The 19,806-nt window shown below is 61.2% G+C and carries 20 protein-coding genes and 1 pseudogene; 9 read left to right on the plus strand and 12 right to left on the minus strand.

What is annotated here, in order from left to right; translation table 11 throughout:
- Positions 1 to 3 precede the first annotated feature (3 nt).
- Positions 4 to 651 carry an SH3 domain-containing protein gene (locus AC1DV8_RS01750; protein WP_477156237.1) on the minus strand — a complete coding sequence of 216 codons (648 nt, stop codon included), beginning with the start codon at positions 649 to 651 and terminating at the stop codon, positions 4 to 6.
- Between the two features lie 107 nt (positions 652 to 758).
- The gene (locus AC1DV8_RS01755; protein ID WP_477156238.1) at positions 759 to 1,022 is read right to left on the minus strand and encodes a DUF3489 domain-containing protein; all 264 of its coding nucleotides are present in this window, start codon (positions 1,020 to 1,022) and stop codon (positions 759 to 761) included.
- 800 nt (positions 1,023 to 1,822) lie between these two features.
- Between AC1DV8_RS01755 and AC1DV8_RS01760 the strand changes: the two genes are divergently transcribed.
- The 5 genes and pseudogenes from AC1DV8_RS01760 to AC1DV8_RS01780 form a co-directional block, all read left to right on the plus strand.
- Positions 1,823 to 2,053 (plus strand): hypothetical protein, encoded by a 231-nt coding sequence (locus AC1DV8_RS01760; protein ID WP_477156239.1) that lies wholly within the window; start codon positions 1,823 to 1,825, stop codon positions 2,051 to 2,053.
- Positions 2,050 to 2,604 (plus strand): hypothetical protein, encoded by a 555-nt coding sequence (locus AC1DV8_RS01765; protein ID WP_477156240.1) that lies wholly within the window; start codon positions 2,050 to 2,052, stop codon positions 2,602 to 2,604. The genes AC1DV8_RS01760 and AC1DV8_RS01765 overlap by 4 nt, the downstream gene beginning before the upstream one ends.
- Complete coding sequence (locus AC1DV8_RS01770; protein WP_477156241.1) at positions 2,601 to 4,484, plus strand: AAA family ATPase; 1,884 nt, start codon at positions 2,601 to 2,603, stop codon at positions 4,482 to 4,484. The genes AC1DV8_RS01765 and AC1DV8_RS01770 overlap by 4 nt, the downstream gene beginning before the upstream one ends.
- 329 nt (positions 4,485 to 4,813) lie before the next feature.
- A complete protein-coding gene (locus AC1DV8_RS01775; protein ID WP_477156242.1) occupies positions 4,814 to 5,332 on the plus strand; it encodes a hypothetical protein in 519 nt (172 codons plus the stop codon).
- Between the two features lie 569 nt (positions 5,333 to 5,901).
- Positions 5,902 to 6,060 (plus strand): annotated as a pseudogene (locus AC1DV8_RS01780) (HNH endonuclease); the annotation flags it as partial.
- Positions 6,061 to 6,171: 111 nt separating this feature from the next.
- Here the strand turns inward: AC1DV8_RS01780 and AC1DV8_RS01785 are convergent.
- The 3 genes from AC1DV8_RS01785 to AC1DV8_RS01795 all read right to left on the minus strand — a co-directional run bounded on the left by AC1DV8_RS01785 (position 6,172) and on the right by AC1DV8_RS01795 (position 7,580).
- On the minus strand, positions 6,172 to 6,399 hold the full coding sequence (locus AC1DV8_RS01785) for a hypothetical protein (protein ID WP_477156243.1): 228 nt from the start codon (positions 6,397 to 6,399) through the stop codon (positions 6,172 to 6,174).
- Positions 6,400 to 6,462: 63 nt separating this feature from the next.
- On the minus strand, positions 6,463 to 7,248 hold the full coding sequence (locus AC1DV8_RS01790; protein ID WP_477156244.1) for a DUF429 domain-containing protein: 786 nt from the start codon (positions 7,246 to 7,248) through the stop codon (positions 6,463 to 6,465).
- Positions 7,249 to 7,253: 5 nt separating this feature from the next.
- Positions 7,254 to 7,580, minus strand: a complete 327-nt coding sequence (locus AC1DV8_RS01795) for a helix-turn-helix domain-containing protein (protein WP_477156245.1) — start codon at positions 7,578 to 7,580, stop codon at positions 7,254 to 7,256.
- Positions 7,581 to 7,683: 103 nt separating this feature from the next.
- On the opposite strand from AC1DV8_RS01795, the gene AC1DV8_RS01800 reads away from it, so the two are divergent.
- Positions 7,684 to 8,154, plus strand: a complete 471-nt coding sequence (locus AC1DV8_RS01800; RefSeq protein ID WP_477156246.1) for a hypothetical protein — start codon at positions 7,684 to 7,686, stop codon at positions 8,152 to 8,154.
- A gap of 74 nt (positions 8,155 to 8,228) precedes the next feature.
- The gene (locus tag AC1DV8_RS01805; RefSeq protein WP_477156247.1) at positions 8,229 to 8,588 is read left to right on the plus strand and encodes a hypothetical protein; all 360 of its coding nucleotides are present in this window, start codon (positions 8,229 to 8,231) and stop codon (positions 8,586 to 8,588) included.
- Between the two features lie 54 nt (positions 8,589 to 8,642).
- Here the strand turns inward: AC1DV8_RS01805 and AC1DV8_RS01810 are convergent, their stop codons facing one another.
- Positions 8,643 to 8,840, minus strand: a complete 198-nt coding sequence (locus AC1DV8_RS01810) for a hypothetical protein (protein ID WP_477156248.1) — start codon at positions 8,838 to 8,840, stop codon at positions 8,643 to 8,645.
- Between the two features lie 185 nt (positions 8,841 to 9,025).
- The gene (locus tag AC1DV8_RS01815) at positions 9,026 to 10,012 is read right to left on the minus strand and encodes an HNH endonuclease (protein WP_477156249.1); all 987 of its coding nucleotides are present in this window, start codon (positions 10,010 to 10,012) and stop codon (positions 9,026 to 9,028) included.
- A gap of 100 nt (positions 10,013 to 10,112) precedes the next feature.
- Between AC1DV8_RS01815 and AC1DV8_RS01820 the strand changes: the two genes are divergently transcribed.
- Together AC1DV8_RS01820 and AC1DV8_RS01825 are read left to right on the plus strand one after the other, a co-directional pair.
- The gene (locus AC1DV8_RS01820; protein WP_477156250.1) at positions 10,113 to 11,879 is read left to right on the plus strand and encodes a DNA cytosine methyltransferase; all 1,767 of its coding nucleotides are present in this window, start codon (positions 10,113 to 10,115) and stop codon (positions 11,877 to 11,879) included.
- A complete protein-coding gene (locus tag AC1DV8_RS01825; protein WP_477156251.1) occupies positions 11,872 to 12,348 on the plus strand; it encodes a very short patch repair endonuclease in 477 nt (158 codons plus the stop codon). The genes AC1DV8_RS01820 and AC1DV8_RS01825 overlap by 8 nt, the downstream gene beginning before the upstream one ends.
- Here AC1DV8_RS01825 and AC1DV8_RS01830 read toward each other — a convergent pair.
- From AC1DV8_RS01830 to AC1DV8_RS01850, 5 genes are read right to left on the minus strand one after another with little or no spacing between them, the layout of a single operon-like run.
- Positions 12,314 to 13,069 (minus strand): DUF6339 family protein, encoded by a 756-nt coding sequence (locus AC1DV8_RS01830; protein ID WP_477156252.1) that lies wholly within the window; start codon positions 13,067 to 13,069, stop codon positions 12,314 to 12,316. The two genes, AC1DV8_RS01825 and AC1DV8_RS01830, sit on opposite strands and share 35 nt — an antisense overlap.
- A complete protein-coding gene (locus tag AC1DV8_RS01835) occupies positions 13,069 to 13,968 on the minus strand; it encodes a hypothetical protein (RefSeq protein ID WP_477156253.1) in 900 nt (299 codons plus the stop codon). The genes AC1DV8_RS01830 and AC1DV8_RS01835 overlap by 1 nt, the downstream gene beginning before the upstream one ends.
- Positions 13,965 to 15,770, minus strand: coding sequence for a hypothetical protein (locus AC1DV8_RS01840; RefSeq protein ID WP_477156254.1), 1,806 nt, complete (start codon positions 15,768 to 15,770; stop codon positions 13,965 to 13,967). The genes AC1DV8_RS01835 and AC1DV8_RS01840 overlap by 4 nt, the downstream gene beginning before the upstream one ends.
- The gene (locus AC1DV8_RS01845) at positions 15,767 to 16,774 is read right to left on the minus strand and encodes a PD-(D/E)XK motif protein (RefSeq protein WP_477156255.1); all 1,008 of its coding nucleotides are present in this window, start codon (positions 16,772 to 16,774) and stop codon (positions 15,767 to 15,769) included. The genes AC1DV8_RS01840 and AC1DV8_RS01845 overlap by 4 nt, the downstream gene beginning before the upstream one ends.
- Entirely contained in the window at positions 16,771 to 19,605 is a 2,835-nt protein-coding gene (locus tag AC1DV8_RS01850) for a Z1 domain-containing protein (RefSeq protein WP_477156256.1), read from the minus strand. Before AC1DV8_RS01850 ends, AC1DV8_RS01845 begins: the two co-directional genes overlap by 4 nt.
- Between the last annotated feature and the right edge of the window lie 201 nt (positions 19,606 to 19,806).

Genomic DNA, 19,806 nt, shown 5'->3' on the forward strand with positions numbered 1-19,806 from the left:
CACCTATTGCCTGGACAGATATCGCTCGATCATCGCCTCGGTAACATCCGAGGGGTAGCAGAGCGGCCGGGCTCCGCCAGCTCTGGACCATGCACTTCGCCCACCGCACCGACGGCCAGCTCGGTCGCGGTTCTCCGGGCAGGGACAGCTGCCACCGTATGACTGCATCGACGCCTCCATGAGCCCACGTACAGCTTCCGATCTGCTGGGTCCCAGTGTCGCGGCGCTGGCTGGTGGCTGTGCTGGAGCCTTAATGGCTGGCGGAGACGATGAAAGGAACTCGGCGCTAGCCCAGGCCGTCTCACCTGACGGTAGCCGCAGAGTTGCCCAGCCATCCTGAACCTCGGTGACCGTGACGCGATCGCCTCGAGCCAGCGTCCCCAACTTGGCGGCGTCCTTTCTTGGCGAAGCACGAACGTTCAGCGTGGTGGCGGTGACGTAGGCGACGGTCGCAGTTGGTGCGGTTGTCGTCGGTGTTTCGTCGACGGGCCGGAGTATTTCGATCGAGTTCGGCGTCGAACGCTCTGCCACGGCTGGTCCATTAGGCAGAACAACACTCGGCGTGCTCGAGCGACCAGTGAACCACGCAATGATCACCGCAACGATGATCAGCGTCCACAGTCCAGATCCCCCCGCTCGTCGTCGCGCCACATCGGCCTCCCCCAAGGCGCAGTCGCTGACTGTATTGCGCAGTTCAATCTACGTGAAGGTGTAATTGGTACGGGTCGAGGGCAGTACCTCGACCCTCCTTGCTTCCATTAGCTCGCCTTGAGTGGGGCGACAAAGTATCGGCGCTCGCCGGTCTTATTCTTCTCCGAGATCACTTCGATCTTGAGGCGTTTCTTCAGTGCGCCCGACATGAATCCGCGGGCGCTATGGGTCTGCCAGCCGGTCGCCTCGCAGATCTCTGCGATGCTGGTTCCTTCTTGCCGACGCAGCAGACCTAGGACGATGTCCTGTTTGGTCGCTTTGGGCTCTGCGTCCGCCGGCTCCGAAGTATGAGGCTTTGATTTCTTTGCCATGTGGCTCTCCGTCAGTTCGCCGGGCGGAATGCCTCGGTTTACGGACGCAAACCCGGGGCGGCCGGGCGGGCTACAAGGAGTTGCAACTACCGATGATGCTTACTCGAGAGGGCTAGTCCAGGACATTTCACTGCCATGCCGCGGCTCCATGGAAACGAAGCTAGGCTCCGCGCTCCGTGGATGGCGCTTCCGGGGCATAGGCGGCTGGGGCAAAAGGCAGGTGTCGTGGCCAGTAACCGAATCCCTTGAGGTTAATAAGCCTCCGTTCCCTTCCTCCGCGCCACATCATCGTTCCAAGCACGGCGACAGGATTTGTCCCTATCAGCGTAATGCCCTTAGCAGTAACGGCATCGTACATTTCGCGAAGCCGCATTGGGCGTCCCTTCGCGACGATTATCTCGACGACCAAGTCCAGCACATCCTCTCGACGAGGATTTCTCGCAGGTCGTCGAGCGCCCCCCGAAGAACGTTGGTTGGTGAGCTTTGGTGGTATCGATCCGTGCGGGTCGAGCTGCGCGTATTGCTCCGCCGTGTCTAGGAAACGGCTAACACTCGACAACTGCTGAATGAGCTCAGTTCGCTCTGCTTCGATCGCGGCAAGGCGTGCCTGAATTCGCAAGCGGAGGCTTTGTGCATTCTCCAGCGGGTCGCTCGACATCACTGCCTCCGGGTCTCTCCGGCCATTCTCTCGCACTAACCCTACCCACCCGTTAACCGTCACACGCGCAGATCGTTCTCTCACAAGTCGTGATCACGTATCATCACGAAATGTGAGCAATTGTGCTCACGGAGAGAACGTGATGCGTATTTCTATCAAGGGTATTGCCCGCGAGGCACTTGCTGAACTCGCTCGGGAGTTTCAGCGGGCGGCGGAAGACGAGCCGTGCATGCACGACGTCATTCTGGACATCGTTGAAGAGAAGAAGCCGCTGCGGACTGTGGGCCAGTCTAGCCTCTGGGCAACTATCAGCCCGTGCCACGAAGGCTCCTGCACGGCCCCCCACGCTCGGATCGCTGGAGGCGCGTCATGACGGACCACAATTACTTCGTGATGGTCAACCACCCCATTCAGCTGCCTTACTGTGTGGCAAAGTTGCCCGTTGCCGGGCACGTGTGGTTGCCGCTCAATCGCAAGTACAAGCCGTTGGGGATCCCGTGGGACGAGCATGCGTGGGTCGACTACCTCGATTTCGCTGAGCAGGCCATTGAGTTCAGTTCGGACCCGAGGCGCTGGAAGCACGGGTGGGAAGACTACCGCTTTAATGACATGCTCTACCTTCAGAACGACGGCACGTCGGCGGCGCAGTATTTTGAGCGTCTCGCTAAGCTGATGGCGACTGGGTGGACACGTGCCCATAAGCAGTCCATCGAGCTGGCCCGCGAGCGACTGACCGCCAAGCATATTCGGGCCACCGACCGGGCCGCAGGCTGGTCGGCGGTCGCGGAACACTGTCGTGTCGTCGGATTGGAAGCCAGACAGCACTGGGGTGCTGGAGAGCTCGCGATCCAGGCGGTCCACAAGAAGCTGGACTCGAAGTTGCGGCGGCTCATGCCCGTCGAGCGGAGCGTCGTCGCAACATGAGCCCCTTGGAGCAGCTGCATCGCTTCGCCGAGGCAGGGTACACCATCTTTCCCCTCCAGCACGCCTCGAAGGTACCGATCCACAAGGGCTGGCAGACCGCCGACTATCGGGGCTTCGATTACGCTAGCCATCTGAGGAGCGGTGGTAACCTCGGTATCCGTCTTGGACCTGAGGATCTGGTGCTCGACATCGATCCGCGCAACGGCGGTGACGAGTCTTTCAAGCGTCTTAGGTGGCTTCTGGATGATGAAACTCCTCGCGTCCATTCCGGCGGCGGCGGAATGCACCTCTACCTCAAGAAACCTGCCGGAGTGCGCCTGCGCGGCAAGCTCCCCGGGTATCCCGGCGTCGATATCAAGGCTGAGGGTGGCTACGTCGTCGCGCCCGGCTCCGTTCACCCGGTCACCCGCAAACAATACAAGGTGGACGAGGACCATCAATCCATCGGGGAAGCGCCGCCGGCTCCGCAGGTTCTGCTGAACGACGCCCGCCGTCCGGACCCGACCGAGCGAACTGGAGCGGGTGGTGAACTCACTGTTGACCAACTCAAGCTGCTACTCGACGCGCTCGATCCGATGGCCTACGCCGACTACGACGACTGGCTGCGCATCTCCGCCGCTTGCCACGATGCGGTTGGCGGCGATCCGGAAGGGATGGTGGTCTGGCTCGATTGGTGCGCACGCGACGACAATTTCGGTTCGGTCGCCTCCGCACAGAACGAGATGAAGTGGGTGACCTTCACGTCGGGCCGGCCGGATGGCGTGACGTATCGTTCGCTGCTCAAGGCCGTGTCGGACGTCGGGCGTGGCGATCTCGTCCAGGCGGCCACGGCCGGGGACTGGGACGACGACATCGTGACCGGGGAAGATGCGGGCCACAAGCCGTCCCGCCCTCCTCGATTCAGACGCCTGTCCGTCACCGACCTTATGACCCTGCCTCCGCCTGCCTGGCTCGTAGCCAACATGGTACCGCAGGGCGCATTGGTGCAGGTTTATGGGCGGCGCAAGAGCAACAAGACCTTCGTGACGCTTGACCTCAGTCTTTGCGTTGCGACGGGGCGACCTTTTCACGGTGTTGAGGTCAAGCGTGGCCGCGCCACCTATGTCATCGGCGAAGGCGGCGGATCCCGCTTCGCTGATCGCGTGCTGGCTTGGTGCCGTCATAACAACGTTGATCCCCACGATCTCGAAGACTGGTTCGCCGTCGTGCCGATGCGGGTGGCGGTAGACTCGAAGAATGACCTCAAGGACTTCCTCGCAGCTGACCTCGCGCCCTGCGATCTGGTCGTGTTCGACACCGTGGCGCGCAGCATGGACGGCGACGAGAATTCCACAGCCGATATGAACCGGTTCGTGAAGGGGCTGGACCAGGTGCGCGAGCACTATTCCGGCACCGTGCTTGTCGTGCACCACAGCGGCAAGGACGAGGGCAAGCAGGGCCGAGGGAGCACCGCGTTGCCGGGAGCTGTCGACTCTACCATCAAGGTCAGCAAGAACGCCGCTGGCCAGACTATCGTTGATGTCGAGGAAATCCGCGACGCGGCTCCGGGCACCAGCTTCACCTTTGAACCAGTGCACGTCATCGTTGCCGACGATCTTCGCACCAGCCTTGCAATGAAGCATGTTGGCGCAGGGGCCGAAGCGATGGAGCCGAAGTCTGCCAAGGACCTCGTGCTGGTTCGCATCGCGGAAGCCGGTCTCGTCGGCAAGCGCTCCGAGCTCATCGATCCGTCAACGCCTGGGATGAGCAAGGCCAACGTGAACAAGGCGATCGCGACGCTGCTCGATGACGACATGCTGGTCGAGGATGCGGGCGGTATCCGGGTTACCGAGACCGGAGAAAACGCCGCGCTTCTACTGGGCGCGGTGGTGCCCGAATGATGGCCAAAATGTCCGCAGGGCGCCGGACTCTGGGCGGGCGCACGGGCGCAAGGGACTGGGCGAAAATAGCCGGGTTTTGAGCGGCGCGCGCCTGCCTGTGCGCCTGCGCCTGGCGGTGCGCCTGATATAGGAAGTGCCCGGACTCTAGGCCTCTCCGGGTGGCGCACGTGCGCCGGACCCCGCGACAGAGGCTGCAGGCGCGCCCACGTCCCCCCTTAAGGGGACGGGGCGTTGCGCCCGATGAGAAACTTCATGCGCCGTGTGGAACTGTAATATACTGCGTGCTCGATTCCCGCTGGCATGTTCCGGGCGAAAGATAGGACGGGGTTATGACGACCGGCGAAAGTATCCATTCGATACATGGGAAGTGGAGCCAACCCGGCGTTCCTCACAAGGGCTGGCGCTGGGTCGACGAATACGACTCCTGCGAAGATGGGGAGGAGCTGCACCTGACGTGCGAGATGTGCGAGTCTCAGTCGATTCGGTACGTCCATGTAATGCAACACGACCATTACGATGGGCTGCTGAAATGCGGCTGCATCTGCTCCGGGCGCATGCAAGAAGACCTCGTGTCCGCTAAGGCACGCGACAAGGCCATGCAACAGCGCGGTCGCGCTCGTGTGCGGGCTAAGAAGGCGCTGAAGAAGCGGTGGGCGAATACTGGCACGAAGACGTGGAAGCTGCAGGTGCCAGAGGGCAAGTTCACGGTGTTCGAGAATGGACGTGGGTACAACATCCGCCTCCATCCACGCGGCGAGGACTTCTGGTTCGACAACACTAACTATCCCAATCCGGATGATGCCAAGGTCGTCGTCGAAGCCTTTGTGATGGCGTGTGTGCGCAGGTGACATGTGCGCTCCGGGTCCTCCCCGGACATGGGTGCAATGAGGGGCGGCAGCAGCGCACTAGCGGAGCAGCTACCGATAATTTTATGAAACTACTACTCGCCTGGCCGCGGCGATCGACCCATCGCCTGGAAGTATGAGTATATGTTCCCAACGGCGGTCAGCCGATCGGAGTCGTTCCGCGCTGTCGACGTGGCCGCAGACCCCTGGTTCACGGCCGTCGGCAAGTCGATTGGGGGTTACTCGCGAGATAGGCGTGTCATGCCGAGGAACACGCGCCTTCTGAGCATCCTTCGCCACACGTGGAAGTAACTTGCTCGATCGCCGGATCCCGAAATTTACAATAATTCTCGCGGGGCCGACGGGATTGAGGCCCAGGAGGAATGGGGTTAGGTTGTCGGCGCACACTACAGGGTCACGCTCATAGGGCTCGGTCCGATGCCCGCTTATGCGGCCTAGTGCAGGAGCCGGTCTGTAACCGCGCGGCACGTTCTGTTTCGAAGCTCTGCACAGCGCAGAGCGTGAAACGGGTGTGTCATGAGCCAAAGACTTGTCCGACTGCGTGATGAAGCATCCGAGCGCCAACGGGGGGGTGCTGCTACTGCGACATACCAATGCTGCGATCGGGGGGTGGTCCGAGGCGCTGCACAGCGGAGCACCTGAAGGCGCGGTGTGATGGCGGACTTGATACGTCCACGAATGTCGCTGCGGCCTGCTTCTTCTGCAATCGAGCGAGGCACCGGCTGAAGCGCCCGCGCAGTCCGCATGGCTTTCGTGCTTACGTGCAGAGACGGCTCGCCGCGGGGAGGTGGAACTCGCACCTCTGGCCGCGTGAGGAATGGCTAGCTCGGGCGCAGCCCGATAGCTTCCCGCACCAGCCGGCTCACGACGTCATCGTCGCTTTCGCCCTGCAGTCTCGCATGGTCGATGGCGGCGGCCACCTCGTCGTCGACCGGGACTTCCCATAGTCCGTCCTCGCGCAGAGTGGCATCACTTCGCGCCAGCATACGCGGTCGAGCCTGGCCGAGGATCAGGCCGTGGGATTCCTCGCTGAGGATCATTAAGCGCATCCGGTCACCACGCTGTTTAAGCATGGGATCAAACCGGCTTGTTACTTCAGAGAAGTCCAGTCGCTATCGGTGAAACGGCAATGGAACCCAGATTGCGGAATCCCCATCCCCCATCGCCACTGCGCGCCCCTCCAGAGCACAGAGCCCCACCCAGGCGCACACCACAGCATCCAACGCGTCCTCGAAGGCCTTCAGCATTTTAGCTGGTGCCGCCGGTTCGGGCAGGATCAAAGCGGCGGCTACGCCCCCGATCTCTGCGTCCAGCAGGTTGACTATGCTGCCCCACTGCTCGAGGAGTCGCAGACGGCGACCCGGGACCGGCAGGTCGGGCCAATACCGACGTATCTTGCCTTGCTTGTATGGAAGGCGAACTGGTGCGCCCGAGAGCTCGATAAGGGCAGGGTGGGGATAGACTTCTATCAACCCATCATGAACAGGACCGTGGGTACGAAGTGGATAGCCTTGAGAATGGAAGCCGCCTCGCAGTTCTTCACTGATCGGGCCTGGTCGCAAGACACTGGGAGTGTGAGTGGACGCGTATCGTGCGCCGTAGGCCACGGATACTGCGTCGTCGGAAGACCGGCGTCCCACGATGGCCGAATGCGACAACGGGATATCGGCCGCCACCAGCGTGACCGGACGACCGGCGAGTTCCGCAGCTCGCGCGAGAAGCGCAGTAGGGTTGCAGACCAGTAGACCCTGGCCGGCCTCAAGAAAGTCGGCATACGACGACGCAACGGCAGAAAGTTCCCAGCGGCTGGAACGGTTCACAACCAGTGCCACCCCGCTCGGCTGTCGCGCTGTCCACGCGGCGTCGATACCCAGTACTGAAAGGAGGCCATCCGGCATCCCTGTCAGCCCTCTTTGGCCGCGCGAGCGACGGCCTCTGCCTGGACAACGGTCGTCGTCAGCTCCGCATCCGACATGGCCCGACCGGCCATCAGCAACCGGTCAATCAGACCGTTTCGCGCGGAAGGCGCATCGTCTTCACCGAGCAGCCAGTTGGGTGTGGTGCCGAGCGACTGCGCGATCCGCACCAAGGTCTCGAGGTCCGGCTCGCGTCGCCCGGTGACGTAATGGGCATAGCGTCGCTCCTCGAGGCCGGACCGCCTCGCGGCCTCCGCATTGGAGATTCCGAGCTGAGCTGCCCGTTCTCGCAGGCGCTGGATGAAGATGTCCATGAGAACGGATTGTTCTCGATAGACGTCAAATTGAACACGTACGTTACGGACTTTAACAGGAACATATTGTACCGTCACCGCAATGGAATGTGTGGAGTTCGATATGATCCAGACCCGTCCCTTCGGCCGTAGAAACCGCCCCCAACTGGCCCAACCAGCCAACCCATCGACGCTGCAGCAAGCCGAGCGGGGGGCGCCCGACACGCTGAGGCGAAGCCTGCTCGTAGACTGGGGAAAGTACGTCGCCGTTGTCGTCATTGCCCTCGCGGCGCTGGCAGCGATCCGCAATAGTGGCGAGGACACAGCGGCTACATCGACGGTGGCGGCTCGCCCCGCAGCGGCGGCAAAGTGCGGCGCGACGCTGGCAGAGTTCTACGAGCTCGAAATCGGCATGCCCTACGCCGCGGCGCGCGACATCATCGGCTGCGAGGGTGAGATACTCAGTCAGGTCAGTTTGGGCGGAACAAACAGCGTCATGGTCGGCTGGGATGCGCAGACCGCGATGTTTGGGAACATGCACGCGACCTTCCAAAACGGTCGCCTCGTCTCGCGCGCACAGTTCCGCCTGAAATGAGGTGGGTGACAAGTAGGTGACTTGCACCTCGCGTCGTGCTTGCCTGTGCGGACATCTACAGTTCGGTGCGCCCCATGGCCAAACTCACCAACTACGACCTCGCCAAGATCGTTGGCGACCTGCTGACCGTCGTCAAGGTCGGAATGCCCAAGCACCTTCACGCAGATGATCGTCGCCTGCATGCTGCGCAGGAATTGCTGACTTCGCTGGGGGCGAGCCAGTATCGGGTGCCGGCGCTGCTCCGCGTTGAGGCCGAGCAAATGCCATTTCTTGGATCGGCAGATCCCGCCAATCCCGTGGCGCGACAAGTGGCTGCCGCGCTGGATGCGATCTCGTCACCCGATCCGGAAGTTGCGGCCGGGGCTGGACGCATACTTGGCGGAGCCTATGGCGCCCACGACCAAGGCGGCAGCGATCGATCACATCCTGCGTGATTGGCTTACTGGCCACGGCTATCTGCCGCATCGAAGCGCGGCCGATCCCTTCCACTAGGTGGCTGCCTCGCGCTCGATCTGTTCGAGATCCTGCATCGATAAACCCTCGCGCTTCATCCCTTGGTGCAATGCCAACGCCTGAAGTTTGCGCTTCAGCGCTTCGGCCCCGCGACGACGTTCGAGAAACCGCCGCGCTAGATAGCCCAAACCACCTGCGATGATCGGTATGGCCGCCCACCACCATTGCTGCATGTTCTGACCTCCAATTGGGGTATCAGAGTACGGCGCCTCACCGTGGCGGGGATAAGTCTCGTAGCGACGTCGGGGACGATCGTCGCCAAGGGCGCCCGCGGGAACAAGCCACCTCAGGCGCGGTCGCAAGATTATCTCCCGTTCTGTTGGAAAAGGGAGACGGGACGGCATGCCAGCCGGTCCCCTTACTCGACACCGCCCAGGAGAGCCGGATCTTCGGTTGGCGCAGTTTGATCCACCAACATCGGGTAATCCTCCAACCGCTCGATCTTGGCGATGGTAGCGACGCGGCACGCATCTCTGTCTTCTCCAAAATGGAGACGGCGATGGCAATTGGGGCATGCCGCCACCGCATTCTCGGTCACATCTGGCCCGCCCTCGCCCAGTGGGCGGACATGATGAACTTCCAGAAAGGGGTCGCCATTCTTGTCAATGAACGGCGCCGGGGTGTCGCAGACCTCGCAGGTGCCGTTGGCGACGATCAGCACCCAAGCAACGATGTTCGGATCTCGGACGTATCGCTTCGACCAGCCGATGCGTTCTTCCACCTCACTGGAACCGGCGGGCGGAGGGGGCAGATCACGCCCCCCACGCTCCATCCTATCTTTGGCGACCTGGACGCGCCGAGCAAGCTCATCCGGATCGTCGGTGGGTTCCTCTAGTACGGGTTTGCGAACGTTGTTCTCCTCAACAGGCACCGCGAGATTGTCTGAACCTCCCGCAAGCAATCGCTCGAGTTCCCCCGGACGACGTCCCACAGCAAAAGGCCATTCGAGTGTGAACCGAAGTCGTTTGGTGGAGTTTCCGCCTGTCCGTGCCTTCCGGCCGAGGGCGGCCGACGCACTCCCCAACTGGTGACGAAATGCCTGCAAGTCCCGGATGCTCGACAGGTCAATGGGAACAGGAAAGCTAGGTGCCTCGATGCGTCGTCGTTCAACCGGCCAGTCCTGAGTAACGCGACTAAACACCTCAATGTCAGTCAAAGTGGCCCCACGTTTTCCGAGTCGATTCAGCAGCAACTCCAATCCCTTGGCGTAATCGGCGTTGCGCGGCGCGCGGGGACCACCCTCGGCGCCACCTCGCGACTCAAGAATCAGAAGACAGCCACCGGCTCTCGGCTCAATCGTGAAGATTGAGTCAAGCTCATGCCCATTGTCGTCGATAGGCTTCATCAGTTCCCCCCGGCCCCTATGCGAAGCGCTAGCCCCGGAGCATCAGCTGCCTCGGGCACCGGCGCAAGGTCCGTCGAGGTCGGTCGATATCGCGAGTTCAGTGAACAAGACTGAGCCCGTCAGCTTCCGACTTGAATTGGCCTTCCCACTGAGCCATTCGTCGGTCATGACCAATTCGCTCAGAACTGTCCCCGTGATCGATTTGTTCGCCGGCCCCGGCGGTCTCAGCGAGGGCTTCAGTCGATACGCGGAGTGGTATGACGCTGACGTGCGCTTTCGAAGCGTACTCAGCATCGAGAAGGAAGCGACGGCGGTAAGAACGCTGACCTTGCGCACGTTCTATCGCCTGTTTGATGAATTGCCTCTGCCTGCCGAGTATTGGGCCGTCGTGAAGGGCCAATCGCCTGTCGAGGTTCTGGAGCGCTTCCCCCAATGGAAGGCTGCTGTGGAGCACGTCTGGCAGGCGGAGCTTGGAAAAATCGATCTGTCCGACCTTCATGGGCGCATTTCATCGCGCCTGGCCGGCGCTGATGACTGGCTCCTCTTGGGAGGCCCCCCATGCCAGGCCTACTCCTTGATGGGACGCGCACGCATGACCGGCATCGGTCACGATGCTCGGCAGGACGAGGCTCTTGCGGAGGTTACAAGGACCAGCCGGCTGGCTCACTTCCGGAAGGATGTGCGCCACGCGTTGTATCGGGAGTACCTTCGCATCATTGCGGTGCACCAGCCTGCCGTCTTTGTAATGGAGAACGTAAAGGGCATCCTGTCGGCGCGAGCACCTGACGCCGATGGCGGTCACGCCCGGATGTTCGACCGTATCCGCGAGGACCTGAAAGACCCCTGGCGCTCGCTGGCGGACGACAAAGATCTTGTCGAACTGATGCGATTGGCGCGTCCTGGTCGCCCGAAGTACCGGCTACTCGCATTTGGCGGGTCCGCTGACGACTTGTGGTCCGGCGAGGCAGAAAATGCGGACTTCCTGATCCGGTCCGAAGAGCACGGAATTCCGCAGAAGCGACACCGGGTCATCATCCTCGGAGTTCGGGAGGATCACGAGGGTGTCCCAGGCACGCTTCTACGATCAGATCGGACAACTGTGCGTGACGCTATAGGAAGACTTCCTGCCCTGCGTAGTGGCATCTCCCGAAAGGACAGCGAAAGCGCATGGCGTGAGCAGAGGGCAGCAGCTTTTCCTGCCGAGGCATTGGCCGCACTGGGTGCGCCGGTCCTGGCAGCGATTCAGGCGGCACTTGATGCGCCGGCGCCAGCAAACGGACGCGGGTCGTCGTTCTTAGCCGCACCGAGTGACATCCCACACAATGCTGTGCTTGAGACGTGGCTTTCCAATCCGGAACTCGACGGCTTCATACAGCATGAAACCCGGGGTCACATGAAATCAGACCTCGGTAGATATCTGTTCGCCGCCGCAACTGCTGAAGTCACACAGCGGAGCCCAAAGCTCGAAGAGTGGCCGCCCTTTCTGCTTCCAGCCCACCGCAATGTTACGATCAACAGCAGCTCGGGCGAGGTTGAAGCGGCAGGCTTTAGCGATCGTTTTAAGGTGCAGGTGTGGGATGACGCCTCATCGACGGTCACGTCGCACATTGCCAAAGACGGCCACTACTTCATTCACCCTGATCCTACGCAAGGGCGCAGCCTTACCGTCCGTGAAGCTGCGCGACTGCAGACATTTCCCGATGACTATTTCTTCAGCGGAAACCGAACGGAGCAGTACCACCAGATTGGCAACGCGGTGCCTCCGCTCCTCGCTGTACAACTTGCACGCGCCGTGGCCCCGCTGTTCGCGCGTGCGGCAGAGTCAGACGACCAGCCTGTCCAACCGCGAGCCGCCAGCAATGGTTGACGTCCATAGTCCCGCCATTCGCAGTTACAACATGTCGAGGATTGGGGCGCAGGACACCGGCCCCGAAATGGCGCTCCGTTCAGCGCTGCATCGTGCGGGACTTCGCTTCCGGCTGCACCGTCGTGGGTTGCCCGGAACTCCGGACATCATCTTTCCCGGCGTAAAGCTGGCGGTTTTTGTCCACGGATGCTTTTGGCATCGGCATCCCGGATGCCGGTACGCCACGACCCCTGCCACGAACACGGAGCGATGGCGCAGCAAGTTTGATCGCACCGTTCAGAGAGATGCAGAGTCTGTGGCCTCACTTGAGGCTCAGGGATGGACCGTTTTCACGACCTGGGAATGTGAGATTCGCTCGTCAGCGCCGCAGCTGGCAATGCAGATTCGATCGATTGTTGAGGCGAAGCGAGCGACCGGTCTTCCTTCTCGGATTGCTACTGCCGAAGGTGCCTACGAACCGCGGCATTAAAATAGCGCCTTACGGCATCGCGGATTCCGTTGCCGGACAGGGCCCCGATGTAGATGACTTCGTTAGCGATCCGGATATCGCGGACGGCGGTGCGAGTGACTTCTTGCATGTTGTCCTTGCCGATCTCTGCGGCCGTCTCCAGCCACGCTTCACCGATCGCCCGAGCCAGGTGCGGATCTGCGCTTACCGACGGGCGCTCTGTAATCTGGACAAACGCGTCTTCTGACAGTTCGGACACGATTTTCCATCGATCCGAATGATCGCTGCCCCGATCCAGAGCCGAGCTGCGGAGCCAGAGCCGTTGGAATGTATTGCGCACGCCACCGTAGTATCTTTCCGGAACGTCGCCATATCGCCAACGAGTGACGTCAGAGAGCAGACAAGCAGCGACGTAAGCCCAGACGTCGTCACGCAGAGCCTCTCCGCTTGTGATCGGGCGATTGTTTCCCAGCCAGGCGGTGCATGCGGCATCGAACGCAGACCGTGCACTTTGCCGCTGGCTGCTGGGAAAACCGGCGTTCACCGCGATCTGCACAATCGCATCACGAATTTCCATAAGCTCGCTTTGCGAAACGCGAGATGCGCCGGAGCCGCCATAGGTGGTAAACCCCTCCGCGTACTTCATGTGGTCGGCTGTCCATTGGCCCTGCTGCCCGGCTCTGGCCAGCATCGCGTCAACACCTAGCTTGCTGAGCCGCGGGAATAGTCGAAGCGGCGCCATCACTCCTCTCCTGCAAGTGTAGAGAGAGCGGCAATCGCAGAGTCGAACTTCGAGGGGTTCAGCTGCGCGATGGACTGGACCGTGGGAAGTGACTGGTCAGGGAATGCCGCGGAAATCCACGTGGCTATCACACCGCCAACGCTGGTTGGGTGCTCGCTCTGGAGCGAAAGCGAAAAGGACTCATCGCCAAGTGCACCTCGTGCCAGCTGGACTACCATCCCTGCCATGATCAGGCGGATGGTCGTTTCGTCGATGCCCCGCACCCGCTCCACCAGCTCCGGGAAGTCTGCGTTGAGGTAGAGCTGAACGCTGCTGACAAACTCATGCGACAACGACCCGGGCGACCAGTCGAGGAACCACGGCGACGCACCCGCTCTATGGCGGAGGTTCGCGCTGAAGCTGGTCACTTCGATCGGGAACCTGGGTGCGACGGGCTCAAGTTCGGCTGTAACGGTGTCGCTCCAAAGTCGTGTTCCCGGCAGGTGTGGCGCCAGCGTCGAGAGCACGAACGGAGTGTCTCGGAGGATCAGCTCGGAGGTAAGCGAGAAGCGATTTGAGAGGTCGGGGCCGTCGAGGACTATTAGCGCATCCTGAGCCTCGTCCGGTCGCACTCTTGATCGCCAGACTATTTTACGCGCGGCGCCCAGGCGACCCTTGCCGGTCGACATCGTGACAAGCAGGTCAACAGCGAGCGTGCCGGTGTCGACTCCGACCTCGCGAGCCAGCTCATTGTAGTCGACCGAGAACGAGCGGATGGCTTCAACACTCGCCGCGTAGTCCCAGCCTGGAACCTCTGTCTGCAGCGGCACATGCGGCCGCCCGTCGACGGAGACCTGCCAAGCTGAGGCGACAACCGTACCGGCAGAGGGTCTGAGGTAGGGGTATGCGATAGCGCTCATGAGTTGCTCTCCAGCTCCGCCTCGAGTCTGAGGCCGACTGCGCCAAGACCTGGCATGGCTACGCGTGCGGTCCATGTGCGAGAGCTGCGAGGCGGCACCACGAAGGTGTCGCCGGTCAGGACGGTTCCGCTATCGTCAGCCCAGGTGGTTATCTCAACGATTCTGCCATCTGCGGCCGTGTTCTCCGCACTGACTGCGCCATCGATGAAATAGCCAGGAAGTCCCCGTACGGTCAGCGGTTGACCCGCATTGTTCTCGACATCCACATCGAAGGTTGCCTGTGTCACGTTCCCAACGAGGCTCAAGCCACTAAAGCGGGGAGTGCTTACCTTCCAGGCCCTTCGGCTTCCTCCCCCACCGTTTGAACCCCGACCGCCAGCGGAGGAGCTCGGCAGAAGCCGGCCCAGCAGATCAGATGCAACAGCCAAGGAAGGTTGCACCTCGTCGGATGGGGGCGAGATCGGCACTGGATATGCGTACGCGTGTGCAATGTCACGCAGCTCCCGAAGCGCAACTCGGACGAAGGTCTTGGCCGGCCCCTTCGGCATGTTGTCCGGCACCCAGTCGTCGTGCGCAGGAGGCTCAGCGTCAGCGAACGCCTGTTCGACTTCGCGATCGGTTGAGCAGATGAACACCCCGCCCCACTCAACTTCCTCCCCGGCCAGAGGTGTGCCTTCCAGGTACTTAACCACCAGCTCCACCGGCCGCATCAATGCAATGTGTCTCGATGCACCGGGGATGATGCTGTCGGCAGACGGCACCAGCCTTGTTCGATCCCCCTTAAGTCCGCGCCGAATGGCATAGCGTCCAAGGAGTCGTGCCGGCCGTTCGCTTCTTACCTCATGGATATCGTCGCCCCGGCGCTTTAGCGCCAAGTACGCTTCTACAAAAAGCGAGACAGGCGCGAAGCTCTCCGGGGATGGCATCGGGACCAGTTGACCCTCGAGAAGCGTTTCGAAGGTAATTGGCTGTTCGCCGTTGTCCCTCAGCATTTTCGGCCAGAAGAACCAGAGCAGGCTCTCCTGAATCTCGCCCAGGCACTCATCCAGCGCCTCGCCCAGCAGCGGGTTCAGCACCATAACCGACGTTCCGGTCTGGCCGGAGCTTCGTGTGGGCAGTCCTATCTCATTGGCGAGCTCCTCCGCCGCTGGACCACGCAGAGGTTCGACGAATGACTGACTCGTGTCGATCTCGCCCCACCAGTGCCGGCCAGTGAGCTTGCCCTTCACCGGATCATCGGTGGCGCCGCCGAGATGGCACGCGATCAGACGCCGTTCGTACCCAGATCCTGCTGCCGTAAGTGTGTCGACAATGACGGTGGAAAAGGCGCTCATAGAGTAGAGCGAGCTTTTCCCGTACCCATAGGTCCCACCGCCCTGCACCGAGTCCCGACGCATACCGATGTTTCGGATGAAGTTTACGAAGTCACTGGACTCGTGAGGCTCGGGGACCACGTCAGCTCGGGTGGGGCCGCCGAGTCCTTTGGTTCCCCAGTCCGATATGACCAGGACCGTTGGAGACGGGCTGGTGAGGTACGTTTGAAGGTCTGCAACAGACGAGGGCGTTTGGACGAAAACCTGGTCGCGCAGTGTGGCCTGCTCTGTGGCAGTCAGAGTCCTGAGCTCAATTCGGTATCTAATCTGCCCGGCAGTCCCGCGGGCGTCCCAGGAGTTTTGAACCGTTTCACGCACAACCGTCTGAAGCGCGGACAGCGCCGGCGATCCCAGCAGTTTCTTGATTCCGTCTGCGGCAAATCCACCCGACGGGCTGAATTTCTCAGATCCGAGCGAGAGCGCAGTCATAGCCCAAGAAACCTCTGAAGCTGCTGGCTCTGGCTTCCAGGCGAGATCCGGTGGGACTGAGCAGCGGCCAGATCAAGACGATATGTGACCTGGGAGACACCCAAGGGTAGGGCTGTTCCCTTAAGGTCTTCGCTTGTCAGTCGGGGGAAATCTCCCTCGACCCGATACAGATCAAAAGAGGACAGGGAAAACGCGAACTGCTCGAATGGCTTCGGCGCCTCCAGGTCATATCCCGCGGAAGCAAGGATACTTCCCACGCGCGCAACGTCTTGGGCTTTGGTCAGGATGCTGTCGACGAGGCGCGGCACAGTGATGACGCCCGCCGGATCGGCCTCAACGAACAAAGCTGCCAGCAGCAGCTTCCCCTCCGACGGTGCCTGGAGCTGCTGTAGGCCGGAAATCTCCACGGTGCTGGTCTGACTGCGGATTGATGTCTTGACCTCCATCGCCATCTCCGCGCGGCGGAAGTCATGGCGCGCACCAGAGGGGCCCATCCACGTGCTTTCCGCCGCCGGGGCAATGTCCAGAAGCTGATTGAGCACGTAAAGTTCGCCCAGCAGCCCCAGTACCTTTTCGAGCGTCGCAGCCGACTGCGTTCGACGCTTCAGAAGAGCGCGGTATTCACGTACCGCCCCTTCCACTGCGTCGGAGACACTCGCCTTCTCACCGATGCGCTTCAAGATCGACGACACCAGATCGCGGAACACGTCTTCAAGACCCGCGTCCCGGCAGGTCATGTCGACAAAGCGGACCGGCTTGCCTTTGGTTAACAGGACGATGTCCAGGAGGAGGAGGCCAGGCGTGTCTCCGATGTCTGGAAAGTCTTCGCCGGCTGCCAGTGGCAACAGGAGGCGGGGCTCATCCGCCGTCCCGACCGCGAGCCGTGCGGGGCCAGCCTCGGTGCTGATTTGAAGCGGGAAGGACGGCATCCCAAGGTCTGAGTCGCCTGTCTTCTCACCGCGGAGACGATCCCATGCCAGATCGGCAAGCTCCCCGCCGCTCATTGGCTTGCCTCGTTATCTTCCAAGGCGGCGGCAAGATCGTCATCGCCTTCCGCGTCATCCGGGATGAGGGCAACGCGTACGTATGATTTCCTCTCACCCCGGTCAGGAAACACGATACCCACGCCGAGAATATCCGTTGCCGCATTCAGGTCGACTCGCGACTGGCTGCCTTCCGCAGCCACAGAGTTTGCGTTGATTGCGTAAAGCAGGAGCAGGGGGATCTTGTCGCCCACAAGTCGTTGACGCTCGTCTTTCAGCGCCTGCCAGTTGTCGGCGACTTTGTCGGCGCCGGGAGCATCAAGCAGTACATCGCGGCGGGACATGAGCGCCTTGATGTCGGCCATTCCTCCACTGAGGTCGACAAGGCGGGCACGGTTCACAAGAGATACTTTGCCGAGCGGCCCCAGTTCTTTCTGCGATGCCACCTGCTTGGCTGGCTCGACGATCCCGACATTCCACTTGGCAAATGGCTGGTCAGACCTTGCTGCCTCTTCTGTCACGTACCGGACGAGCGACTCTGAAAACAGGTCTCGCTGACTTCCACGGTATGCCTTCAGGAAGTGAACCACATCATCGAGCGGCACGCCGCGATACAGGCGCCCGCCCTTGCCCACCTCAACCGTCGACTCTCTCGCCGCAGCGGTGATGAGATCGGCGCCCGCCTTCCAGTTGTGTTTCAGCTCATCGGCGTTCTCGTGGTGGAAGCGGATGGTCTGAAGATGCTCACCGGAATAGCTGATGTCACAGTCTTCGGCGGCCACCATCTTCTTTGCCGCCGTGATAGTCATTCCCGGTATCTGCCGGATACGCACCGCAAAGTCTGCGGGCGTCACGTCGCGCTCACGGTAAGTGGCAATATCCGTGCGGATCTCTGCTTCGACAGTGGCCAGGTCTCTGAACGCGCTGCTCAGCTCGCCCGTCATCCAAATGCGCGGCAGATCCTCGAACCCGTTGCGGTATCCGAACCACCGACCCATCTGGAGCAGTGTGTCGTACTGACCCGTGCTGCGTACGAAATAGCTGACGACCAGCCCTTCGATCGTCAGACCACGCGCCAGGACGGACCCGCCGATGACGATGTACGTCTTAGGACCGCTCTCGAAATCGAGGCGTGTCTCGCTTTCGCTGTTCTCAACGACGAGTTCCAGCGCTTCGAGCACAGCGTCAATGTGAGGTTCAATGACCTCGAAGGTCTCGGAGACGCGCCCGAACCGTGAGGCATTCACCTTCGAGCGTTCTTCGTCCCACAGATTGCGCAGATCTTCTTGTCTCGTGCCTGTGCGCAGGCCGGCCCTGAACTCCTCGATCCATTCAGCCACAGCTTCGCGATGCCGTTCGTGCGGTCGCTTGTAGACAGTGGTGTGAATGAGCATTGAACTGTGGCTTTTGGCCTGCCCTCTCGCTCTGCGGCATGCGCTGGCAAGAATGAAGTATGTAAGCGCTTCTTCCAGCGATGGAGGGATACCAGGTGCAAAGCTTCCACCGGCTTTCCTTGATGGTGGGCGGACGGCATCTGCGTCCTTCTGCGGAACCGGGCGGATCATGTTGAGGCCGGATTCGGCGGGTGTCTCCTCATCCGCGTTGATCGGCTCGCGACCGAACAGGCTCTCGGCGCCAAAGTAGCCTTGGGGCAGAGGCAGCGCGGTGATGAAATCCTCGGGATAGAGGTCGTCCATCACGCCTTCTGGCGTCCTGGGATTGATCAGGATGTTGGCAAACGGGGTGGCCGTGTAGCCCACATACTGAACGCGGGGCAAAGCTGTGATTATCTCGCGTATGAGGCGGTTGATCGCAGTCATGTTGTACTGACTGCCCGTCGCATTCACGCCTGCCTGGTCACACTCGTCGTCTATCAGCAGGACCGGCATACGATCGCGCAGGATCTCAGGTGTTTGCCTTATGGTGTTTAGCAGCTCGGTCAGGGGCGACACGTTCTTCTTGATCACCGCGAGCTGGACATCGTTCGTCACCTGAAACCACAGGTTGGCAGGCGAACGGAAGTCGGCGTCATTGTTCGTGTGCTGATACCACCCGTATTTGTTGCGCTCGCACAGATCACGCACAAGGCGGCGCTGTGTCTGCCGGCGAAGGGAGTTAGTCATGCCCGTGAGTACGATCACGAAGCGATAGCCAGCGTCGACTGCCTTCGCAATGACCGCGGTCATGTTGGCGGTCTTCCCGCTCTGAACGTAGCCAACGACCAATCCGCGCCCGCGGAAGACGCTCTGCACCGGGTTGTCCATCAGCCCGACAACCTCGGTGGAGGTGTTGTCGATGCTCAGGATAGTGTCGCTGTCCCAACGCAGCGTCTCGTGCATGTAGGCCTGCAGCTTCGGCCAGTTCTGATCGTTTGGCTTGGGCCCGGGATACCAGATGGGGCGCCTGGGTTTCCGCAGAGAGTTGGTGCCCAGAAATTCGATTTCCTGGGACAGGGCCTTCTTGATCTCTTCCTTAGCCGCTCTCCAGGTAGCAGTCTGGGTCTCGTCCAAGGACCGCCCCATCTGCTGCTCGAAGATCTCCTTCGCTTCCTGTGCCGCGTTCTCGAGATCAAGACCCGCCGCCTGCGCGCGACGGACTTGCTTTATCCAAAGCTCGACCTGACTGGAGTTTACAACGATCGGTGCGGATGTGGGCTCGTCGTCGATCAAAAATCCCACTGAGACGGAAAAGTGAGCCGCGAGCTTCTTAAGAAGGTCAAGGCTGGGATTTGCGGTGGTTCCGCGCTCGAGGTCGGACACGTGAGCCTTCGATACCCCTACGGCGTCGGCGACCTGTTGCAATGACTGGCCTTCATCGGCGCGAAGTTTCTTGAGACGTTCCGCTAGCGGCATCGTTGGCTCCAGCTCATTTGTTGGCAACAGCTAACACATCATCTTACAGCGGTCAATTGTAAGATGAGCGGTCCATTCAGATCGAACGCCGCGAGGGTGTTGCCAGCGGGGGCGACCACATCGATCTTGGCGCCGACTGGCTCGGAGACACTCTGACGGCTGAGGCGAGCGCGGTTCGAGTCCCTGAGCGGTCACCAATAT

The organism is Devosia sp. P3_B2, from assembly GCF_056402875.1.